Origin of the sequence: Flavobacterium fryxellicola, from assembly GCF_900143245.1 — a bacterium.
GTDB classification, from domain to species: Bacteria; Bacteroidota; Bacteroidia; order Flavobacteriales; family Flavobacteriaceae; genus Flavobacterium; species Flavobacterium fryxellicola.
Genome location: NZ_FRDK01000004.1, coordinates 52250 through 69736, shown reverse-complemented (window position 1 = coordinate 69736; position 17487 = coordinate 52250). Strand labels below are relative to the sequence as shown.

Here is a 17487-nt window from a genome sequence, read left to right as displayed (position 1 = left end):
AAAAATGATTTCAACAATAATCTTTGTATATTTGGGACATACAAAATATAATTTATGTCTCCCAAAATCACAAACGATCTACACGATCTGCTGAAAGACAACATAATTACAGCCGAAACAGCCGAAAAAATTAAGGCATATTACAGCCAAAAAGAAAGTGGAAGTGAGCATAAGCTGTATTTAATTTTTGGCGTTTTAGGAGCTATTCTTATTGGACTTGGAGTCGTACTAGTTTTTGCGCATAACTGGGATAATTTATCCCGACTTTCAAAAATAATCCTATCGTTTCTGCCTCTTTTGATTGGTCAATTCGCAAGTGGTTATTCCCTTTTAAGAAAGTCCGAAAACAATGCTTGGCGAGAAAGTTCTGCCGTTTTTCTTTTCTTTGCCGTTGGAACCACAATTTCATTGATTGCTCAGGTTTATAATATTCCAGGAGATTTAAGTTCATTTTTAATCACTTGGATGCTTTTGTGCTTGCCATTAGTTTATCTTATTCGATCCTCAATAGTTGCACTATTATATCTTATTGGAATTACCTACTATGCTTGTAATACGAATTACTTTAGTTATCCAAATGCCCATTCTTATTATTATTGGTTACTAATTCTAGGAATAGTTCCACACTATATACAACTACTTAGAACTAATTCACAAAGCAATTTCACTCTATTTCATAACTGGTTTGTTTCGCTATCTCTTTTAATATGTTTGGGCACTATCGCTCATCGAAATGAGAATTTGCTGTACTTGAGCTACATGAGTTTGTTTACGATTTTTTATTTTATTGGTGAATCCTCCTTTTTTAAAAATTTAAAATTAAAAAATAATAGCTATCTGATTATTGGAAAATTAGGAATACTCTACCTGCTGTTGCTTTATAGCTTTAAGTGGTTTTGGGATAAGTCTATTTATAATACTATTTCTGCGAAAGATACTTTTTTTTCAACCGAATTTTTAACTGCTTTTCTTCTTACACTTTTTGCTGCTGTCTTATTTTATGCAAAAAACTCCAAAACGAAATTCAAAGAAATCACCATTTTTGACTTCGTCTTTCTGACCAATATCCTTCCTTTCATTTCGGGATACGAATTTTCTCTTGTCGCCAATGGAATCGTATTAGCAATAGGGATTGCGGAGATTAAACGCGGGAATACCCAAAAACATTTGGGAATACTAAATTTTGGTTTAGTAATAATTACCATTCTTATTACTTGTCGTTTTTTTGATACCAATTTGAGTTTTGTGATCCGAGGAATCGTATTTATTGCCATTGGTTTTGGATTTTTCGCGACTAATTATATCATGCTAAAAAATAGAAATAGAAATGAAAAATAAGAAAGTACAAGTGCTATTATTTATTTTACTCATTGTAGTACAATTGTATGTTCCGTTGCAAATGATATTGAAACAGGAAGACGTAGTGAAAACTGGAACTGAGTTCAAGTTTCAAACTGCTCCAGTAGATCCTTATGATGCTTTTAGAGGAAAGTACATTACTCTTTTTTTTAAAGAACGAGAAATAACCGTTAAAAATGCCTCTAAATGGATGATAGGAGAGACCGTTTATGCCACTATAAAAACGAATAAAGATGGTTTTGCACAGATAATTTCAATTTCGAGAAATAAGCCCACTGCTGAAAATTGTTATGTTAAATCAAAAATCGCCTTTACTATTGACCAGAATAAAATAGCTTTGGACCTTCCTTTTAATCGGTTTTATATGAATGAAAATAGTGCCTCTGACGCCGAAAAAATTTATCGGGATTTATCCCTAAATAAGAAGGATCAAACTTATGCTTTAGTTGCGATAAAAAATGGCGAAGCCGTTATAAAAGATGTTAGAATCAACGAGGTTTCCATCAAAGATTTAGCTAACAAAAAGTAAAGAAATATCAATTAAAAGAATTATTCCTACCTTTAAAGTAGAAAAACGCAACAAAATCAAAAAATGTCACAAGATACAAAAGAATTAAAATTGGCCGTTCTCATTGATGCTGATAATGTTCCATACAGCAATGTAAAAGGAATGATGGAAGAAATAGCCAAATTTGGAACACCAACCACCAAGCGCATTTATGCCGATTGGACCAAGCCAAATGCTGGTGGGTGGAAAAGTGTTTTATTAGAACACGCCATTACACCTATTCAACAATACAGCTACACAGTGGGTAAAAACTCGTCGGATTCAGCGATGATTATTGACGCCATGGACTTGTTATATTCGGATAAAGTAGACGGTTTTTGTATTGTTTCTAGTGATTCTGATTTTACACGACTTGCAATTCGTTTGAGAGAATCTGGAATGAAAGTTATTGGACTTGGAGAGAAAAAAACGCCCAATTCTTTTATAGTTGCTTGCGACCGATTTATTTATATCGAAGTTTTAGATGGCGCTATTCAGAAAAAAGCAAAAAAACGTTCTGCAGATACTATAAAACCTGCTGGAAAACCTGCTGGAAAAACAGTTGAAAAACCGATAGAGAAATCATTAAGCAAAATCGACACAGAAACCATTGAATTGATTGAAACCACCATAGAAGATATTTGCGATGATGATGGATGGGCATTTCTTGGTGATGTGGGAAACCTAATCGTAAAGAGAAAACCAGAATTTGATCCTAGAAATTATGGTTTTGTAAAATTAACTCCAATGCTAAAATCATTAACTGATATCTTGGAAATAGACGAACGAGAATCTGAAAAAAAAGGAATTAAACATGTTTATGTACGATTGCGTTTCAGCTAAACTAATTTTTTTACTGTTTCATATAAGGTTTCTTTCTGTATAGGTTTGGATAAATAATGATTCATTCCGATGTCCTTAACCCGCTGTTTTGTGGTTTCCATCACATCAGCGGTTACAGCAACAATGGGTATATTTGCATTCTCTACTCCTACTTCCCCATTTCTAATCGCAATTGTTGCCTCGTATCCATCCATGACTGGCATTTGAAGATCCATTAAGACAATATCAAATTGATTTATTTTGAATGCCTCTAGTGCTTCTTGTCCATTATTGGCATAAATAACGGTGGTGTTCAACCATTTTTTAGTAATCATTTTAATAACCATTTGATTAATGGGGTTGTCTTCCACTACCAAAATAGTTTTTCCTCCTAAATCGCAAACCACAGGCTCAATTCCAACTACTTCTTTTTTTTCCTGTATCACTATATCAAAATCTAATTCTATTTTGCACGTGGTTCCTTCGTTGACTGTACTACTCATTTCAATAGTTCCATTTTGCATATTGACCAATGTTTTCACGATATAAAGTCCCAATCCAAGCCCGCCAAATTTGCGCTTATTATTACTATTATTTTGAGAAAAGGAATCAAAAATACGATCTATTTTTTCTTTTTGAAATCCTACACCCGAATCAGAAATGGTCAAAATCAAACGGGCTCTATTGTTCGCTTTCAGTTCACTATCAATAGTAAATTTAATAAAACCTGTGGCTGTAAATTTTATTGCATTATTCAGGACATTATTAACAATCTGCTGTAAACGCGTTACATCCCCATATAAATCAGGAATAATTCTGGAGGTAGAAAATTCAAACCGCAGTCCTTTTTCTGTGGCAATTCGATTGGCATTATCTTTTAAATGCTGCAAAACCTGCAAGGGATCAAATTGATTCATTTCCAACTTCAATTCTCCTTTTTCAATTTTAGAAAAATCTAAAATATCATTAACAGAACTCAATAAACTATGAGCTGAATATTTTATAATCTGACAGTTTTGTCTAATTTTATCGTCCTGAACTTCACTGGAAATTGAATCAATTAAGTTTACAATAGCATTTAATGGCGTCCGCAATTCATGACTAATATTTGATAAAAAATAGGATTTCAAATCGTTCATTTCTTCGGAACGAACCAAAGCTATTCGATCGAGTTCGTTTTTTTCGTTTTTCAAATTTCTAATTAACTTGGACATCGAAAGGGATAGGAAAATGACCTCCAATCCAGTTCCTAATTTAGAACTGTTTTGAGTAAAGAAGGTATTGGGTAATAAACCAAAATTGTAGAAAATAAAAATTCCAAAACCTGTTATTAAAAATAAAATTCCAGCAGTAAAAAAAGAATCTACGGGCTTTCTTTTATAATAGAGATAGGCTATAGAATAAACTATTAAGATTAAAAACACGAGTGTAAGTACATTTACTAAAATGTAAGAAAACAACAAAATAGATGGGATGAAAATAACGCAGAGCAATAAAGCAATCAATAAGCCATAGGCAACATTAAACAGAATGTAGATTTTTCGACTATTGTTTTTAATTTTCAAAAATAACTCACTGTATTTGCCCGATAAAAAAACAGCAATAATAGCTATAAACAGTACGGCATGATTAGAAAACCAACCTGCATTTGGCGTAATAAACTTAAAGAAAAATCCATCTAAAGCAAATTGTAACAAACCCACAAAAAAAACATACAAACTGTAGTACAAAAAAATCTTATCGCTTAAAGCAAAAAAGAAGAAGAAATAGATTATTGCAGCAATGACTAAAATTCCATAAAACATACCAAAAAACAATTGTTCATTTGATATCAAGGTCATAAAATTTTCTGCTGAATATAGAATAATCGGAATTTTAATAGCTTCACCATCACTCGTTAAATGTAAATACAGCTGCTGAGTCGATTTTGGACCAATTTCAATTTTGAAAATAGTTTTACGATTGTCAAAACTGCGTTTTGAATACGGAATGGCATCACCACTTATTTTTTTTGTAATTTTCCCACTAGCACCTTCAATTGTATACAATTCGACTAAATCAGTAATAGGTCTGGCAGTCTCTAAATAGTAAATCAGAGTAGCATTGGTCGGGTTTTTTAGTACTGTTTTTGACCAGAAATTATTTTGCGTAAAACCTAAATCATCATTTTCAGTTTGAAGTTGTACCGGATCCAAAGTAGTAAAATTAGCCATAACAAATTTGACCTCTAAATTTCTTTGACCTACATTAGCAATCGTGGTATATTTGTGTAAAGAAATTTTTTGAGGAATTGAATCACTTGGGAAGACATACTGTGCATATGTATTGGAAAAAAACAAGACAAAAAATAAAAATTTTGAAACTGCAAGAATCGGTTTACCTATTTTTAGACTCATAGTTTGTGAATTATTATTAATTAAAAATAGTTACGTTAAAAAGGATCGTGTGGTTTTCAAACTACGTCTTAAATGAGGACAGCGAATGTGAATTAAAAAAATCCTTTTCAATAAAAAGCGTTAAAAGTAAGAATTATTTACTATTCTTAATGTTTTAGGAGCTTAAACAACTTTGAAAATGAGACAGAAGTTTTTCGTTTTAGCACTATCCGCATTAATTTGCAACTCTATTATTTATTTTTACTTCAAAATCGGGCTCCTATTTATAGTGCTTTTGGCTATTTTATTTCTAATTGGTTTGGCTAACAGCATCCAACACAAACATGCTATTTTAAGAAATTTTCCGGTTTTGGGTTAGTTCATATATTTATTCGAAATGATAGATCCAGAACTACAGCAATATTTTATAGAACGTTCCACTGATGGAAAACCTTTTTCAAGAAGTGAGCGTTTCATCGCTTATCAAAGAACCAAAAATATCGATTCTAATACCTCTTTTGGAACGCAACTTAATTTAAACGAACCTCATTGTGAAGGCATTAAACTTTCCATTTTTCCTGCAGTTGTTAATGAAGAACTTCCTCGAATATCAATTGGAGAAAAAAATTGTCTACAGCCTTATTTAGTTGCTGTATTGAATATTTCTGAAATGAGTTTTGGTTCTTTAAGTGAGAACGCTATCACAGTTCTAAAAATGAGGAGCGCTAAAAGGAAACTTTTATCACAATAAAGATGAAGGCGAATTAACTGAATTCCAGAAGTAGGGAAATGAAATCAAATGGCAAAGCAGGAACAGGTTATTTTGGTTGTCGCGATGATAGAAGTGGTTTTGACGGCGGTAGATTTACTGAAAAAGCAAATTTACCAGAAGTAAAGCTGATTGAGATTAAGTTATCACAAGGAGCTAAACTAGGCCGTGGAGGAGTTTTAGCAGCAGCAGAAAACACGGTACAAAATGCTAAACTAAGAGGGGTCTTACCAAACACGGCGATTTTTTCACCACCCAATCATTCTGCATTTGAAGATAATAAAGGTTCGATTGCTTTTATATCAAAATCACGAGCACTTTCCAATGTAAAAACCAATAGGATTCAAACTTTGCATCGGGGACACTAAAGAATTTGAAATGATTTGCCAAGAAATGAGTACTCAAAACTGCTTCCCCGATTTCATTACTCTTGATGGTGCTGAAGGTGGAACGGGAGCTGCACCACTAGAATTTGCAGATGGTGTGGGGATGCCATTTGAACCTGTACTTATATTTGTTACTAAAACTTTAGTTCGTTTTGGAATTAGAGACAGCATGCGTATTATTTTCAAGGGCAAAAAGATATCTGGCTATTCAATTCTGAGAGCAGTTGCTCTTGATGAATATATTTGCAACAGCGCTCGTGGCTTTGTATTTTCTCTAGGTTGTATTCAAACGTTACATTGAAATACCAATACATGCCCTACAGGAGTGGCTACGCAAGAAAAAAACGCTAATGAAAGGATTGGTTGTAACAGATAAATCAGAACGTGTTTTTCATTTTCATAAAAACACATAACATTCGGCAAATGAACTACTCGCTGCCGCAGGAAAAAAAAGCTTTAAAGAGGTAGATATAAACATTTTCATGCGTGGTGATGAATTTGCTCATTTAGCCGATTTGTAATTTCCTGACAATTTAAAAAGCGTATCGAAGCTTTAAAAAGAACCTTTACTAAATAAACAGGAGAGCCATTACTGCCCTCCTGTTGCTGATTCTGATTTACCATTATCAACTCATACAGTCAATAGTATAGCTGATTATTGAATTATCATTCCTATTGTAAGAAAGACATATTCAAGTAATTAATCAAAAACATACTTAAAATTAGCATTAATTAAATGAAAAAGTATTGAAAAATAGTTCTTTAACCAAAAATTAACGTGTTAAATATGGCAACTGAAACTCTTTTGAATTCCTAGTAAAATAGCCGTTACAGAAAAACACAAAAAACTTATCTATTTTTTAAAATAGTCCATGTTAAATAGTAATATTAACTGCTACTATTACACGTAGAGTCGAATATGAGATATCTATTTCATTGTGAGATTGCCATCTCTAGTACTTAATCAAAACCACATTTATAGCTACAATTTTTAGCAATAAATTAAATTGATAATCAGTCATTTAATTTATTTTTATTATAGATGCATAAAGGGCTTTTTTCACTCGATTACTGTGATTTGGCAACTAAATTTTAAAATAAGCTTTAAAAAACTATTTTGAAAAATAATCTGAAAAAGGATTATTTCAAGGAGCAGCACAAAAAAAAGGAGGCCTTATTAAAGGGCCTCCTAATTATGTACTTTGGTGTGTTGCTATCAGTTACTATCTTTCGATACAACTAACCACTAAATACTCTTCTCCTTGCAGATGGATATATTCAACAATAAACCAAAACCATAATCAAATATACAACTAATTAGGACATACATAACCAACATACATCACTTTAACTAATTATTAACGTATTGATTATCAGGCATTACATAGGTAATAATACTAAGTAATTACAGTTCCACAGTTGAAGAAAAGTGGTAAAGAAAATTACCTTTCAAAAAAAGACAGAGCTAGTTCTTATTTGGAGATACCGGCACAAAAAAAAGGAGGCCTTTTTAAAGGGCCTCCTGATTATGTACTTTGGTGTGTTGCTATCAGTTTATATCTTTCGATACAACTAACTATTAAATACTCTTCTCCTTGCAGATGGATATATTCAACAATAAACCAAAACCATAATCAAATATACAACTAATTAGGACATACAAAACCAACATACATCACTTTAACTAATTATTAACGTATTGATTATCAGACATTAAAAAGGCACAAATAGTAAGTAGCTACAGAATTACAGTCAAAGAAGAGTAGTGTAGCAAATTAGCGTTCAAAAAAGGATAGGACTAATTTTTATTTGGAGATACCGGCACAAAAAAAGGAGGCCTTTTTAAAGGGCCTCCTAATTATGTACTTTGGTGTGTTGCTATCAGTTTATATCTTTCGATACAACTAACTATTAAATACTCTTCTCCTTGCAGATGGATATATTCAACAATAAACCAAAACCATAATCAAATATACAACTAATTAGGACATACAAAACCAACATACATCACTTTAACTAATAATTAACGTGTTGATTATCAGACATTAAAAAGGCACAAATAATAAGTAGCTACAGAACTACAGTCGAAGAAGAGTAGTATAGCAAATTAACTTTCAAAAAAGGATAGGACTAATTATTATTTGGAGATACCGGCACAAAAAAAAGGAGGCCTTTTTAAAGGGCCTCCTGATTATGCACTTTGGTTTGTTGCTATCAGTTACTATCTTTCGATACAACTAACTACTAAATACTCTTCTCCTTGCAGATGGATATATTCAACAATAAACCAAAACCATAATCAAATATACAACTAATTAGGACATACAAAACCAACATACTTCACTTTAACTAATTATTAACGTATTGATTATTAGACATTAAATAGGCAAGATTACTAAATAATTACAGTTGAAGAAAAGTGGTAGAGAAAATTACCTTTCAAAAAAGGATAGCACTACTCCTTATTTAGGAATACCAGCACAAAAAAAAAGGAGGCCTTTTTAAAGGGCCTCCGATTGTTAATTTCGATTTACCAAAACAAACTTTACCGTTTAGTAAAATTAGCTTTTTAAATAGTATCACCATGTAGTGCCAAATTATTCAAATGATCAATCAAAACGACATTAAAAGATAGAACAATTTATATAATTAATTGAATATCACATTTTTAAAACTAATTTAATATAACAGCTTAAATGCATTTATTACAAATACAGGTCCCTATATAAAATAAGCAATAAAACACTTCAAAAGAGAGCTGTCCTGCCGATAAAGCGTATATTTGGAAATTAAACCTAAAAAAATGCAACTCGTTTTCGCTTCCAATAATAAAAACAAAATCCTAGAATTACAAAGCATGCTTCCTGATACAATACGTGTATTGAGTCTTGAAAGTATTGGATGTTTTGAAGACATTCCAGAAACAGCCGGCACTATTGAAGGGAATGCAATTCAAAAAGCCAATTATGTTACTGAAAAATTTGGTTACAATTGCTTTGCGGATGATACTGGACTAGAAGTAGACTCTTTGAATGGTGATCCTGGCGTTTACTCAGCTCGCTATGCTGGGGAACAGCGCAACGCAGATGATAATATGAACAAATTATTGGATGCGCTTGCTAGCAAAAATAATAGAGCTGCACAGTTTAAAACTGTTATGGCATTAAATTTAAATGGCAAGCAGCATCTTTTTACTGGAATAGCAAAAGGATTGATTACTTCAAAAAAAATTGGAGATCAGGGTTTTGGATACGATCCTATTTTTCAGCCAGACGGTTATGAAGAAACATTCGCCCAATTGTCATTGGAGATAAAAAACAAAATCAGTCATAGAGGAAAGGCAACAAAAAAACTAATTGATTTTTTGAAAACATTGGAATAAAGTAGAGTAAATTCATTATTTAGAGCAAATTATTAAATTCTAAAGGGCAATATCACACTAAAATAGCTGCGTCGCCATAGTATAATTTATAATTAAAAATATAACAATCTGATAATCAAATTGTAATAAATCATTAATTCTTAAAATAGCATTAGTTTATATGGATTATAAACAGTAATTTTGCACCCTATTTTAAAAATACATATGAATAAATTTGAACAATTAGGATTGAGTGAATCGTTACTGAAGGCGATTTTAGATCTAGGATTTGAAAATCCGACCGAAGTACAGGAGAAAGCGATTCCCCTATTATTGGAAAAAGACACAGATATGGTTGCGTTGGCTCAGACAGGGACAGGGAAAACGGCAGCATTTGGATTTCCAGTTATTCAGAAAATTGATGCCGACAACAGAAACACACAAGCATTAATTTTATCTCCAACACGTGAACTTTGTTTGCAGATTACCAACGAAATTAAAAACTACTCTAAATACGAAAAAGGTATTAATGTGGTAGCAGTTTACGGTGGAGCTAGCATTACAGAACAAGCGAGAGACATAAAGAGAGGGGCACAAATTATTGTAGCAACTCCAGGAAGAATGCAAGACATGATTAATAGAGGATTGGTAAACATTTCTCAAATCAACTACTGTATTCTTGACGAAGCTGACGAAATGTTAAACATGGGTTTCTACGAAGATATCGTAAACATCCTTTCTACTACGCCAGACGAAAAAAACACATGGTTATTCTCTGCAACAATGCCTGCTGAAGTAGCACGTATTGGAAAACAATTCATGAAAGATCCAATCGAAATTACGGTTGGAGCTAAAAACTCAGGTTCTGCCACAGTTTCTCACGAATTTTACCTTGTAAATGCACGTGACCGTTACGAAGCTTTGAAGCGATTGGCTGATGCTAATCCAGACATCTTCTCAGTAGTATTTTGTCGTACCAAAAGAGATACACAAGCTGTTGCTGAAAAATTAGTAGAAGATGGATACAGCGCTGCTGCATTGCACGGAGATTTATCTCAAGCGCAACGTGATGGTGTAATGAAATCTTTTAGAGGTCGCCAAATCCAAATGCTTGTTGCTACAGATGTTGCTGCTCGTGGAATTGACGTTGATAATATTACTCACGTAGTAAATTACCAACTTCCTGACGAAATTGAAACCTACAATCACCGTTCAGGTCGTACAGGTCGTGCGGGAAAATTAGGAACTTCTATCGTGATTGTTACTAAAAGTGAGTTGCGTAAGATTTCTTCTATCGAAAGAATCATCAAACAAAAATTCGAAGAAAAAACTATTCCATCTGGAATTGAAATCTGCGAAATCCAATTATTACACTTAGCTAATAAAATTAAAGATGTAGAGGTTGATCACGAAATTGACAACTATTTACCTGCAATAAACAGCGTTCTTGAAGATCTTTCAAAAGAAGAATTAATTAAGAAAATGGTATCGGTTGAATTTAATCGTTTTATCAATTACTACAAGAAAACAAGGGACCTTTCTAATCAAGCTTCTGGATCTGAAAGAAGGGACCGTGATGACAGAGATGGTGCTCCAAGAGAAAATAACAATGGCGGTGCAACAAGATATTTCGTGAACATAGGTTCTAGAGACAATTTTGATTGGATGTCATTGAAAGATTACTTGAAAGAAACATTAGATTTAGGTCGTGATGACGTTTTCAAAGTTGATGTAAAAGAAGGTTTTTCTTTCTTTAACACTGATCCGGAACATACTGATAAAGTAATGGAAGTATTGAACAACGTACAATTAGAAGGACGTAGAATCAATGTTGAAATTTCTAAAAATGATGGTGGCGGAAGACGTGACCATAATGGAAGAAGCTCTGGTGGTGGTTTTAGCGGAGGTCGCTCTGGTGGCGAAAGAAGTTCAGCTCCAAGAAGAGAAGGTAGTTTTGCTCCACGAAGAGAAGGTTCTGGCGGTGGCTTTAGAAGCGATAGAAATTCAGCTCCAAGAGAAGGTGGATTTGGCGGAAGAAGTGATTCTAGAAGTGCGGCTCCAAGAAGAGAAGGTGGTTTCTCATCTGACAGACCTAGAACTGAAGGTTCATCAGATAGAGCACCTAGACGCTCTGAAAGCTTTGGTGACGCACCAAGACCAAGAAGACCAAGAAGAGACTAACATTCATTGTTAATTTTCTTGTAATTATATACTGGAACTACAAAATATTTAATCCTGATTTATTACTTTTAAAGTCTTAAATCAGTGTATGAAATATTTTGTAGTTTTTTTGTTTACAATCCTGTCTGCGATTGCTGTTGCACAAGTTAAAGAACCTTCCCAAAAAGTTGATGGCATCATCATCAGTAACACAACTAGACAGTCTTTACCTAATGTGAATATCATAAATATTAATAAAGTAAGAGGTGCAACTACTGATTCAAGAGGATATTTTGAAATAGATGTACAGCTAAACGATACACTCCATATTACTAGTCTAGGTTTTCAATCGCTCCGCGTGCGAGTTACCAATGACTGGATCAAAAATAAAAGTACAAAAATACAACTTACTGAAAAAGCCATCGCGCTTGAAGAAGTGGTCATACGTCCCTTTAATTTAACAGGATATCTGGAAGTCGACACTAAAATTATACCCGTTAAAGAAAATTACAGGTACAGCATATCAGGGTTAACTCAAGGATACGAAGCGGGCGCTTATTCTCCAAATGCCTTTGGCAGAGTACTTGGATCCATCTTTAATCCAGCAGATGTACTCTATAATTTTTTTGGTAAAAACCCAAAAGAGCTCAAGAAACTAAAAGAAATGAAAAAAGATGATACGGTTCGAAATCTATTAGAATCAAAATTTGACAGAGAAATGATTTCTGTTCTTTTAGGCGTTGAAAAAAATCAAATAGCCGAAATTCTTCAGCGTTGCAACTATTCCGAATCTTTTATACAATCCGCAAACGACCTACAAATCATGGACGCCATAAGTGGTTGTTATGAAGAATATAAGGTTTTGAAGAAGAAATAAATACAATGAAAATCCACTTATTTTGATTTCTAATTATAGAATTCCTCGAATGCAATAGCGATTAGAAATTTATACTTAAAATAAATAGACTTAAGTTAGAATTAAAATACTTATAAAATTTAATCGATTAATAGGATTGCATTTTAAAGTATTGTTTTAGCCATTTAAATAATCGGACAAAATTAAAGGAATTTACAGGTGCCAATGCCCTAAACTTTAAATTTGGTAACAAAATTTTATCAGGTTCTGTATCACCGTTGGTTAGTTTCAAAAATAATTATCTTTTCTTTGACCTTTTTATACGTAATTGAAATCTAGAACATAACTTCTTATGTACCACGAGAGACTCCTTAGTTTTTAATATGGCAAGTTCATCTCACGCTTTATATGCCAAGGGAGTATAATAATTAATTATCGAAGGAGCGTTTTTAAAATAATTTTTGGTTCCAAATCAAAAAAATTATATACATTTACTTACATCATAAAAAACTAATTTTAAAAATTTATATCATGGCAAAAAGTCAAGACGCAAAGAAAACAGCTAAAAAAGAGCCTCTGAAAACGGCTAAAGAAAAAAAAGAAGAAAAGAGGGACAAGAAAAACACTCCAAAAAGAGATTAACTACTATTAAAAAGGCTGCCTAAAGTTTTCAATACTCTAGGCAGCCTTTTTTATGCTTTTAGCTTAAAATTTATCTTGAATAATTTGGAGCTTCTTTTGTAATAGTGACATTATGAGGATGACTCTCATTGATTCCACTAGCGGTTATACGAACAAAACGACCTGTTTCTTGTAAGGTAGGAACATCTTTCGAACCACAATAACCCATTCCAGCCCGAAGGCCTCCAATGAATTGCTGCATACTTTCATTCAATTCCCCTTTATAAGGTACACGACCCACAATTCCTTCTGGAACTAATTTCTTTACATCATCTTCAACATCTTGAAAATAACGGTCTTTTGAACCTTCCTGCATTGCTTCAACAGAACCCATTCCGCGGTACGATTTGAATTTTCTTCCTTCAAAAATAATAGTCTCTCCAGGAGATTCCATGGTACCGGCCAATAATGAACCTAACATGACACAGTCAGCCCCAGCAGCAATAGCTTTGGGAATATCACCTGTGTACCTAATTCCACCATCTGCAATTACAGGAACTCCACTTCCTTTAATAGCCGCAGCCACTTCAAGAACAGCAGAAAACTGAGGAAAACCAACACCCGCAACAATGCGCGTGGTACAAATTGAACCAGGTCCAATTCCTACTTTTACACCATCAGCTCCATTTTCCACTAAGAACTTAGCTGCTTCAGGTGTAGCAATATTACCTACAATAACATCAATTTGAGGAAATTTACTCTTTACTTCTTTCAGTACATTAACCACACCTTGGGTATGACCATGTGCCGTATCAATAATGATTGCATCAACACCTGCATTAACTAATGCCTCAGCTCTTTGCACCGCATCTCCAGTTACACCGATGGCTGCTGCGACACGCAAACGACCATAAACATCTTTATTTGCAATCGGTTTTTGAGTTAATTTAGTGATATCTCTAAATGTTATTAAGCCTACTAATTTGTAGTCTTTGTTAACAACTGGTAATTTTTCGATTTTGTGTCCCTGTAAAACTACTTCTGCTTGTTCTAGTGAAGTACCTTCAGCAACAGTAACCAAATTTTTACTGGTCATTACCTCAATAATAGGTCTGGCACTGTTTTTTTCAAAACGCAAATCTCTATTCGTGACGATTCCTTTTAAAATTTGATTATCATCTACAATGGGAATTCCTCCAATTCCATATTCTTTCATCGCATTTTTAGCATCAGCCACAGTAGAAGTCAACGGCAAAGTAACTGGATCTATAATCATTCCAGACTCAGCACGCTTTACTTTTCGTACTTTAGCAGCTTGCTGCTCGATTGTCATATTTTTATGTAAAACACCTATTCCACCCTCCTGTGCCATAGCAATTGCCATTGCACTTTCGGTTACCGTATCCATTGCAGCGGATACAATTGGAACATTTAGTGTTATGTTTCTTGAAAATTTTGATTTAATACTCACTTCGCGCGGAAGCACATTTGAGTAGTTGGGTACTAATAGAACATCATCGTAAGTTAATCCTTCACCGATAATCTTAGAGTTGTGTGCGATCATTGCAATTGTAGTTGGAGTTTAATTGCGTGCAAATATAGACAATTTTAAGCAAAAAAACAGCTTGTTTACACAATAAATAATTAAATTGCATTTCGAAGTCAATTCTTTGTTTCTCATTTACGCTATGGTTTCCAATCTATTAAATCCGATTAATTTATTTTATTATGACAGAAACCCAACAACCGCTGAAAGGACTTTCAAATGAAGACGTAGTACTTTCGAGAACAAAGTTTGGATCAAACGCTATAGTTCAACAGAAAAAAAATCTTTTTCTGAATTCGGTATTTGAAATGGTAAAAGAACCCATGTTCCTGCTTTTACTTACCGCAACCAGCATATATTTCATTACAGGGGATTTTGGAAATGGAATTTTCATGACCGTAGCAATACTATTAGTTTCTACTATTTCACTTTATCAGGAATCAAAAAGCAGAACAGCAATTGAAGCTTTAAAAAAATTGTCCCAGCCCAAAAGCAAAGTCATTCGCAACAATGAAATAATAGAAATTCCAAGCGAGGAAATTGTCATAGGTGATCTTCTCCAAGCGGAAGAAGGCACTTTTATCCCTGCAGACGGCATCATCCTTCAATCCAATGATTTCTCTGTTAATGAATCCATTCTTACTGGAGAATCGCTGGCTGTTTTTAAAAATGAAACGACAAAAAACAATACCGTATTTCTCGGAACAATTGTTACAGGTGGTTTGGCGATTTGTGAAGTAACCGCTATAGGCAACAAAACTCAATTGGGAATAATAGGCAAAAGTCTAGAATCTATTGTTGAAGAAAAAACACCTTTGCAAATTCAGATCGGAAACTTTGTCAAAAAAATGTCTCTTGTTGGTTTAGTGATTTTTGGCTTTGTCTGGTTTATAAATTACTACAATTCAAAGGAGGTTCTAGACAGCCTATTGAAAGCGCTTACTTTAGCAATGAGTATTATCCCAGAAGAGATTCCTGTTGCTTTCGCCACCTTTATGGCCCTTGGCTCTTGGCGCTTGATGAAAATGGGGATTATCGTTAAACAAACAAAAACCGTCGAAACTCTAGGAAGTGCAAACGTAATTTGCACGGACAAAACAGGAACGATTACAGAAAACAAGATGAGTCTGGCGCAATGCTATACGCTATCGAATGATGCTATAAATGAAAAATCCTCGGACAATAATACTGAATTATTAACTATAGCGATGTGGGCCAGCGAACCCATTCCCTTTGACCCAATGGAAATCGCCTTGCATGATGCCTATTCCAAATTAAAAACAGCAGACGAAAGGCCCAATTTTAAACTCGTACATGAATATCCACTAGATGGGAAACCGCCTATGATGACCCATGTTTTCGAGAATCAAAATGGGAACAGAATTATTGCTGCCAAAGGTGCTACTGAAGCATTAATCGCAACTTCAAATTTATCTGAAAATGAAAAACAAAAAATTATAGCCGCAATGAGCAAAATGGCTTTAGAAGGTTATCGGGTTTTAGGTGTTGGAGTCGCAGCATTTTCAGGCTCTGATTATCCTGAAAAACAACAAGATTTTTCTTTTAAATTTAAAGGATTAGTTGCTTTTTACGATCCTCCAAAAGCAAATATAAAAGCAGTATTCGAAACATTATACAACGCTGGGATCCAAGTAAAAATAGTTACTGGCGACAATGCGGAAACAACAGCAACAATCGCCAAACAAATTGGTTTTAGAAATGCCGATAAAACAATAAATGGAGATGAATTAATGGCAATGGACGACGCAACACTTAGAGAAAAGGTTATGGAAACTGCCATTTTTACAAGAATGTTTCCTGAAGCTAAACTCAAGATTATAAAAGCACTAAAAGACAACAATCAAATTGTAGCCATGACTGGTGATGGCGTAAACGATGGACCTGCTTTAAAATCAGCCCATATAGGAATTGCTATGGGAAAAAAGGGAACAGAAATTGCTAAACAAGCTGCCAATCTAATCCTGATTGAGGATGATTTCTCCAAAATGATTGATGCGGTTGCCATGGGTAGGAAAATATACAACAATCTAAAAAAAGCCATACAATATATCATTTCAATACACATCCCTATCATCTTAATCGTCTTTATTCCTTTGGCATTAGGATGGGTTTATCCTAATATTTTCTCCCCAGTTCACGTCATATTTTTGGAAATAATCATGGGACCTACTTGCTCTATAATATACGAGAACGAACCTATGGAACGCAACTTAATGCTGTTACAACCCAGACCTTTTACTAGTACATTTTTTAAACTTAAAGAAATTACAATCAGTATCATTCAAGGTCTTGTCATCACAATTGGGCTGTTATTTATGTACCAGTATTGCGTAGCTACACATTGTTCTGAGAGTACCACAAGGACCGTGGTATTCCTAACCTTAATTTCGTCTAATATTTTTCTAACACTTGCCAATCGTTCCTTTTATTACTCCATTCTAACAACATTACAGTACAAAAATAATTTGGTCTTATTGATCATCAGCGCCACCATTTTAGTAACGGTTTCCTTGTTGTTTATCCCATTATTTGCCTCTTTTTTCCAGTTTGAAAGGGTTTCTGGATTCCAAATGGGATTGAGTATTTTAGTAGGGATTGTATCCGTAATTTGGATAGAAATTTACAAAGGATTTAAACGACGGAAAGCCTCCGATTTAGAATAAC

Annotated in this window: 9 protein-coding genes and 1 pseudogene; 8 read left to right on the top strand and 2 right to left on the bottom strand. The window is 33.8% G+C overall.

What is annotated here, in order from left to right; translation table 11 throughout:
• Positions 1–54 precede the first annotated feature (54 nt).
• The 3 genes from BUA03_RS08150 to BUA03_RS08140 all read left to right on the top strand — a co-directional run bounded on the left by BUA03_RS08150 (position 55) and on the right by BUA03_RS08140 (position 2749).
• The gene (locus BUA03_RS08150) at positions 55–1338 is read left to right on the top strand and encodes a DUF2157 domain-containing protein (RefSeq protein ID WP_066081721.1); all 1284 of its coding nucleotides are present in this window, start codon (positions 55–57) and stop codon (positions 1336–1338) included.
• The gene (locus BUA03_RS08145) at positions 1328–1888 is read left to right on the top strand and encodes a GDYXXLXY domain-containing protein (protein ID WP_066081723.1); all 561 of its coding nucleotides are present in this window, start codon (positions 1328–1330) and stop codon (positions 1886–1888) included. The genes BUA03_RS08150 and BUA03_RS08145 overlap by 11 nt, the downstream gene beginning before the upstream one ends.
• A gap of 63 nt (positions 1889–1951) precedes the next feature.
• Positions 1952–2749 (top strand): NYN domain-containing protein, encoded by a 798-nt coding sequence (locus tag BUA03_RS08140; protein ID WP_066081725.1) that lies wholly within the window; start codon positions 1952–1954, stop codon positions 2747–2749.
• Here BUA03_RS08140 and BUA03_RS08135 read toward each other — a convergent pair.
• Positions 2746–5124 carry a hybrid sensor histidine kinase/response regulator gene (locus BUA03_RS08135; RefSeq protein ID WP_066081727.1) on the bottom strand — a complete coding sequence of 793 codons (2379 nt, stop codon included), beginning with the start codon at positions 5122–5124 and terminating at the stop codon, positions 2746–2748. The two genes, BUA03_RS08140 and BUA03_RS08135, sit on opposite strands and share 4 nt — an antisense overlap.
• 178 nt (positions 5125–5302) lie before the next feature.
• Between BUA03_RS08135 and BUA03_RS17170 the strand changes: the two are divergent.
• The 4 genes and pseudogenes from BUA03_RS17170 (at position 5303) to BUA03_RS08115 (ending at position 12656) form a co-directional block, all read left to right on the top strand.
• Positions 5303–6779 (top strand): annotated as a pseudogene (locus BUA03_RS17170) (glutamate synthase-related protein).
• 2282 nt (positions 6780–9061) lie between these two features.
• The gene (locus BUA03_RS08125) at positions 9062–9640 is read left to right on the top strand and encodes a non-canonical purine NTP diphosphatase (RefSeq protein WP_066081729.1); all 579 of its coding nucleotides are present in this window, start codon (positions 9062–9064) and stop codon (positions 9638–9640) included.
• A gap of 204 nt (positions 9641–9844) precedes the next feature.
• Positions 9845–11800, top strand: a complete 1956-nt coding sequence (locus tag BUA03_RS08120) for a DEAD/DEAH box helicase (RefSeq protein WP_066081731.1) — start codon at positions 9845–9847, stop codon at positions 11798–11800.
• Positions 11801–11888: 88 nt separating this feature from the next.
• Entirely contained in the window at positions 11889–12656 is a 768-nt protein-coding gene (locus BUA03_RS08115) for a carboxypeptidase-like regulatory domain-containing protein (protein ID WP_066081733.1), read from the top strand.
• Between the two features lie 691 nt (positions 12657–13347).
• Here the strand turns inward: BUA03_RS08115 and guaB are convergent.
• Complete coding sequence (gene guaB, locus BUA03_RS08110; RefSeq protein WP_066081735.1) at positions 13348–14820, bottom strand: IMP dehydrogenase; 1473 nt, start codon at positions 14818–14820, stop codon at positions 13348–13350.
• Positions 14821–14984: 164 nt separating this feature from the next.
• On the opposite strand from guaB, the gene BUA03_RS08105 reads away from it, so the two are divergent.
• The gene (locus tag BUA03_RS08105) at positions 14985–17486 is read left to right on the top strand and encodes a cation-translocating P-type ATPase (RefSeq protein ID WP_066081737.1); all 2502 of its coding nucleotides are present in this window, start codon (positions 14985–14987) and stop codon (positions 17484–17486) included.
• Position 17487: the final 1 nt, after the last annotated feature.